The following is a 5961-nucleotide window of genomic DNA, read 5'->3' on the forward strand; positions in this document are numbered from 1 at the left end:
GCTCCCACCTTGGAATGCATGCCCCTGTGGGAGCGAGCTTGCTCGCGAAGCCGGTCTATCAGACGCGAAAGGCTTGTACGGCCGTATGCAATTGCCCGCCCAATACCAGCAGATTCTCGCCTTGTTCGCGACCTCGGCCGATCCGCACCAGATTATCGCCACCCAATTGATGAATCCGCTCGCTGTGATCGCGAATCTCGCTGACCGCGCCGCTCTGCTGCGCCGTCACGTCGGCGATGCGGATCGCCGTGTCGGAAATGGTCTGGATCGCACCGACAATTTTGTCCAGCGCGCCATCTGCCGCTTGTGCCTGATTGGCCGTGGCCTCGGCGTGCTCAACCTGCGCGCGCATGCCTTCCACCGATTGGCGGGCGGCGGTTTGCAGGCCGGCGATCAGGGTTTGAATTTCAGCCGTCGCGCCTGCGGTGCGTTGTGCCAGAGAGCGGACTTCTTCCGCGACAACGGCAAAACCACGACCCATTTCCCCGGCGCGGGCCGCTTCAATCGCCGCGTTAAGCGCCAGCAGGTTGGTCTGGTCGGCAATCGAACGAATCACCGTCAGCACGCCGCCGATGGTCGCCGACTCTTCAGCCAGATGCTCGATCATCTGCGCGTTGCCTTGCACTTCACCGACCAATGCGTGCAGGCCGGTCAAGCTTTGGCCGATCACGGTCTGGCCGTGCTCGACCGCCAATCCGGCATGACGGCTGGCGTCGGCAGCCTGCTGCGCATCGCCGGCGACTTGCTGGATGGTCGCTTCCAGTTCGCCGAGGGAATCGCGGATCAGCGCGGTATCGCCGGCCTGATGTTCGGCGCCGCTGTGCAAGTCGTTGCTCAGTTCGGCCAGGGTGCGACTGCTGCCCGCGACTTGTTCGGCATTGCCGCGAATCGTCCCGACCAGATCCACCAGATAGGCGCGCAAGCGGTTCAGCGACGCTTCGATGTCGTGCAATTCACGGTTGGTTTTGCCCAGGTGAATGTCGCGGCTGAAGTCGCCTTCGGCCCAGGTCGAGAGGGCCGGTGCGAGGCTGGTCAACGCGCGCGCCAGGCGCCGTTGCAAGGTGTCGATCAGTAAAGCGATGAGCAGAATCAGGCCGATCATCACGCCTTGCATCAGGCGCACTTCGCCCTGGATCTGCCCGTGCTGGGCGCGTACCACCGGCTCAAGACCGGCGATGGCCTGCTGCACGGCGGCGATTTTCTGGTGAGTGGCGGTGCTGAGATCGGTGCGTTTCTGGATCTGATCACGGGTACGCGCCAGCTCCGCCGGGTAGCGCCCGAGCAGGCTGTTGAGTTCGCGTTTGAAGCTGACACCGGCGTCTTCGGCGACGGTTTTTTCGGTGCTTTCGATACCCATCATTGCGGCGAAGTCATCACTGCCAGACTCAGTGCTGGTTACCACGCCAAGCAAGGGCAGGGCATCGATCAACTGCGCCTGTGTGCGGATGTTGGTGACCTCGCGCTCAACGTCGGCGGCGAGTTCGCTGCGGCCGCTGCTGACCAGTTTGTCTCGCGCCAGTGACAGTTTGCCCAAGTGCTGAGAGGCGACAAGCAGCGGCGTCATATAGGCCGCATTGCCGTTGGCGTAAGTGCTGAGCTGATCAAGACTTGCGCTCAGTTCGCGCTCGGCCTGCAACAGCAAGGCTTGCGGATCGCCCGCCAGTTTGCCGGCCGCGAGCAAGTCGGTTTTGCTGAATTCATCCAGGCCCGACAGGCTCGGGCGCAGGGTGTCGGCCAGCGCCGGCGGCAATTCATCAAGTTCCTTGCGCAGGTTGTCGATGGCTTGGCCGGCGCTGCTCAGGCGCAAGGCGTCGCCGCTGGCGAGGTAATCCTCGACGTTACGCGCCACCTCGTTCTGAAACTGCTGCGACAATCCCAAATAACGCTCCATCAATAGATAGGGGCGTTCGAGGGCTTTTTGCGACCACCACAGCGTCGCGCCGAGTGCGAGGCACACGGCGACCAGCAGCAGCGTATTGAGATTGGTGAGCAACTTCAGGCGCATGACGGCTACCAACGGCAGAAATGGTAAGCGCCTGAATTTATTGCGATTCTGTTACAGGGTTATGACCGAATCAGTGGATTCCGATGAAAAAGTGGCACTTTGCTTTGAGTCGCGCGCGGTCTGCACCCGATTGCGTCCGGCGCCCTTGGCGCGGTACAGCGCCTCGTCGGCCTGACTGGCCATCATCAGGCTGTCGCAGTCGTCGTGCATTTCCACCACGCCGGCACTGAAGGTGCACCACAAATCCTGCGGCTGCGCCGGGTAGTGGATTTCGGCGAAGCGCTGACGGATTTCGTCGAGCACTTTGTGCGCGGCGTCTATATCCGTGTCGGGCATGACGATGGCGAACTCTTCGCCGCCGTATCGGCCAATGAAATCGGTTTTGCGCAGACGTTGTTTGAGAAACAGCGCCAGGCTCTTGATCACACGGTCGCCCATCGGGTGGCCGTGGCTGTCGTTGACCCGTTTGAAGTGGTCGATGTCGAGCATGGCAAAACTCAGCGGCTTGTTCTCGCGGCGGGCGCGGAACGAGCAGTCTTCGAGCAATTGCAGAATGTGCGTGTGATTGTACAAACCGGTGAGGCTGTCGCGGACCATTCGCGCTTTCAGGTTGCGCGCACGGGCGGCGCGGTTGCGCACGGTGGTGATCAGGTGGCGCGGCTTGATCGGCTTGGTCAGGAAGTCATCGCCGCCCTCGCTCATCGCGTCGAGCTGCTTGTCCAGATCGTCCTCTGCCGACAGATAGATGATCGGCACGCTGACATAACGGTCGTTGTGGCGAATCACCTTGGCCAATTCGGTGCCGGTGCAGGCCGGCATGTACATGTCGAGGATGATCAGGTCGGGCTGGAAATCCGCCAGTTCGGCCATCGCCTGGATCGGTTCGATCAAGGTGCGGGTGACGATGCCGGCGCTGTTGAGCAAGCGTTCGGTGTGCAAGGCCTGCGCACGCGAGTCGTCGATGATCAGCACTTTATAAGGTTCGTACTGGGCGACGCAGGTGAGGACTTCGATCTTCTCCAGCAGGCTCGACGCTTCGAGGGTGCCGGTGAGGAATTCCTGACCACCGGCGCGCACGGCGGCGAGACGGGTCGGGGTGTCGGTTTCGTGAAGGCTGAAAAACAGCAGCGGCAGCGGTTCGTCCAGGCCGACCTGGGCTTCGGCGGCGAGCTTCAGGCCGATGCCGGCGCCGCTGAAATCCACGTCCATGACAATCGCCGCTGGCAAGCGCTCGACCATCGACGAACGGAACGCGGAAACGCTGTCCAGCGCCTGCGCGCTCAACCCGAAGAATTCCAACTGCTTGGCCAGCCGCTCGGCACGGTCGTAATCCTGCAACATCACGTAAATCGGTTTGCGCAGCGGCGGCAGGAAGGTCTGGTCGAGTTGATCGCCATGGCGCAGACCGGTGCGCGACAGACGTTGCATCAAACGATTGAGGTCGGTGATCAGCCCGCTGCTGAGGCGGCCGCGATTGGCGTCCACCGCTTCCAGCGACTGACCGATGTGGCGCGCGAGCTGGGTGTGTTCCGGCTGTTCGAAACGCTCGGCGAAACGCAGCAGGCGCAAGTTGGCCTCGCTCAGTTCGGCGAGATCGACGGTGGACCACTCACTGCGTTGCAGGCGCTGCCATATCTCAAGAATCTGACGTGCCTGATGAATTACCCGCTGGGCAAAGTGGTGCTTGAGACGCTCACGGCTGGGGTCTTCTGGCTCGGTCATATCCTGACTACTAGTTAGGCTGCATGCTGAGATCGACTGGTGGCTCTATGCTAGCACCTCTTTTCCCTTACACGAATGTCGTACGTCAATAATCTGCAATGCGTCACCATTCAGTTTCTGACCGATTGGTTTTGTTTTCGACCTGTTCGTCGGTGAAGTCCCGGTGCACCGGGGCTTTCAAGTGAGAAGGGTAGATTTTTAACAGTTTTGTTGCCTCGGCTTTCACCTGCGTGCTGGATGAGCTTTTCGAGTGTTTTCAATGTCTTGCCCGGATCGGCAGGCGCGTCGGCATCAGGGAAACCCTGAGTTCAATGCGAAGCGTCATTCGCCCACACGATTTGCGGCTTATCTTTACGCGCGGGTGCCCGGCTCTGGCACGTTGTTGTATGGTTGTGGTCGAACCGTTGAACCCAAGTGATTGAAAGGATATCGCCATGCTGGACTGGAAAAACCGCGCGGGCAGCGCGCCTGAACGTGCCGCTGAACCCAAGTCGGCCACCCGCAGCTATGTTGGCGGAGTGCTGTTCAGCCGTGCTTTGGCCACGCTGATCGGCCTCTATCTGCTGGTGACCATCGGCCTTGGCTGGTACTGGAGCCAGGAGCCGGCGCTGTTTCCGGTCGCACAAAACGCGCAAGTGGCTGCCGAGAAAGAAGGCAAGCAGATGGTCATCGGTTACACCACTGTCGAAACCCTGAAAACCGTTGCCGGCACGCTGCTCAACAAGCCGGGCGGCTACATTTCCAATGACCGCTTCCCGCCAGGCCTGTGGATGGACAACACGCCGAGCTGGGAATACGGCGTGCTGGTGCAGGTGCGTGACCTGACCCGCGCCTTGCGCAAAGACTTCGCTCGTTCGCAGTCGCAGTCGGCGGAAGATGCCGATCTGGCCAAAGCCGAACCGCGTTTCAACTTCGACAACAAGAGCTGGATCCTGCCGTCCAGTGAGTCTGAGTACCAGGAAGGCATCAACTCCCTGAGCCGCTATCAGGCGCGTCTGTCCGACCCTACTCAGAAAAACGCGCTGTTCTATGCCCGCGCCGACAACCTGAACAACTGGCTCGGCGATGTCGGCACCCGTCTCGGTTCGCTGTCGCAACGTTTGTCGGCCAGTGTTGGCCGGGTCAAACTCAACACCGCACTGAAAACCGAAGTCCCGGCCATCGGCGAAGTGCCGCAGGTTGACGAAGAAGTCGTTGAGACTCCGTGGATGCAGATCGACAACGTCTTCTACGAAGCACGCGGTCAGGCCTGGGCGCTGTCGCATCTGCTGCGCGCCATCGAAGTCGACTTCGCCGATGTACTGGCGAAGAAGAACGCCACGGTCAGCGTGCGTCAGATCATCCGCGAACTGGAAGCCTCGCAGGAACCGGTCTGGAGTCCTATGATTCTCAACGGCAGCGGCTTCGGCGTGCTGGCCAACCACTCGCTGGTCATGGCCAATTATATTTCCCGGGCCAACGCTGCTGTGATCGATTTGCGTCAACTGCTCAATCAGGGCTGATTCATGAGTCAGAACGCCAACGAGGCGGCCCATCGCGCCGCCTCCGATGCTGAACAGATCGCTTGGGTCGACGAACAGGACAACCTGCTCGGTGCTCTGGTGCGTGCCGATCTGCGCGAGCGCGGGCTGATCGGACGCGGCACCTACATCATGCTGTTCAATTCCGCCGGTGAGCTTTGCGTGCACCGGCGCACCTTGAGCAAGGCGATTTATCCCGGTTATTGGGACGTCGCGGCAGGCGGGATGGTGCAGGCTGACGAGACTTATGCCGAATCGGCGGCCCGTGAGCTGGAAGAAGAGTTGGGCGTGAGCGGTGTCGAACTGACGGCCCACGATCATTTCTACTTCGAAGACACCGGCAACCGTCTATGGTGTTCGGCGTTTTCCGCCGTGTGGGACGGCCCGCTGAAACTGCAGCCGGAAGAAGTGCTGGAGGCGCGGTTCATTCCGGTCGAGCAGGTCATGCAGGAAATCCAGCAAAAGCCTTATTGCCCGGACTCTCTGGCCGCGCTCAAGCGCTATCTCAAGGCGCAGCAAAGCGACGTCGCAAAGAACACATAAATTGGCGCTGATTGGCACTTAGCAATCGGGATTTTTGCCGTTACACTGCGCGACCTTTTCAAGCTGCACCGAATCGTTTGAGGTTGGCCTGATTGACTGCTGGCCTGTGGGGAACCTGTAGGAGCTGCCGAAGGCTGCGATCTTTTGATCTTGGCCTTTAAAAAAGATCAA

The 5961-nt window shown here is 60.5% G+C and carries 4 protein-coding genes; 2 read left to right on the forward strand and 2 right to left on the reverse strand.

The window, feature by feature from the left end:
- Positions 1-58: 58 nt before the first annotated feature.
- Both EJA71_RS02250 and gcbA read right to left on the reverse strand, forming a co-directional pair.
- Positions 59-2005, reverse strand: a complete 1947-nt coding sequence (locus EJA71_RS02250; RefSeq protein WP_158953932.1) for a methyl-accepting chemotaxis protein — start codon at positions 2003-2005, stop codon at positions 59-61.
- A 51-nt stretch (positions 2006-2056) separates the two neighbouring features.
- Complete coding sequence (gcbA, locus tag EJA71_RS02255) at positions 2057-3727, reverse strand: diguanylate cyclase GcbA (protein WP_158953934.1); 1671 nt, start codon at positions 3725-3727, stop codon at positions 2057-2059.
- Between the two features lie 434 nt (positions 3728-4161).
- Here gcbA and EJA71_RS02260 point away from each other — a divergent pair, with 434 nt between their 5' ends.
- Both EJA71_RS02260 and EJA71_RS02265 read left to right on the forward strand, forming a co-directional pair.
- Positions 4162-5229, forward strand: coding sequence for a DUF2333 family protein (locus EJA71_RS02260; RefSeq protein WP_064388778.1), 1068 nt, complete (start codon positions 4162-4164; stop codon positions 5227-5229).
- 3 nt (positions 5230-5232) lie between these two features.
- Positions 5233-5790: an NUDIX hydrolase gene (locus EJA71_RS02265; protein WP_158953936.1), complete on the forward strand. Its 558-nt coding sequence runs from the start codon at positions 5233-5235 to the stop codon at positions 5788-5790.
- Positions 5791-5961: the final 171 nt, after the last annotated feature.

This window comes from Pseudomonas sp. PB106, from assembly GCF_009764645.1.
Lineage (GTDB): Bacteria > Pseudomonadota > Gammaproteobacteria > Pseudomonadales > Pseudomonadaceae > Aquipseudomonas.

Excerpts from the sequence above, each read along its gene's own strand:
- EJA71_RS02250 (WP_158953932.1), bottom strand. The coding sequence starts at position 2,005 with ATGCGCCTGAAGTTGCTCACCAATCTCAATACGCTGCTGCTGGTCGCC.
- gcbA (WP_158953934.1), bottom strand. The coding sequence starts at position 3,727 with ATGACCGAGCCAGAAGACCCCAGCCGTGAGCGTCTCAAGCACCACTTT.
- EJA71_RS02260 (WP_064388778.1), top strand. The coding sequence starts at position 4,162 with ATGCTGGACTGGAAAAACCGCGCGGGCAGCGCGCCTGAACGTGCCGCT.
- EJA71_RS02265 (WP_158953936.1), top strand. The coding sequence starts at position 5,233 with ATGAGTCAGAACGCCAACGAGGCGGCCCATCGCGCCGCCTCCGATGCT.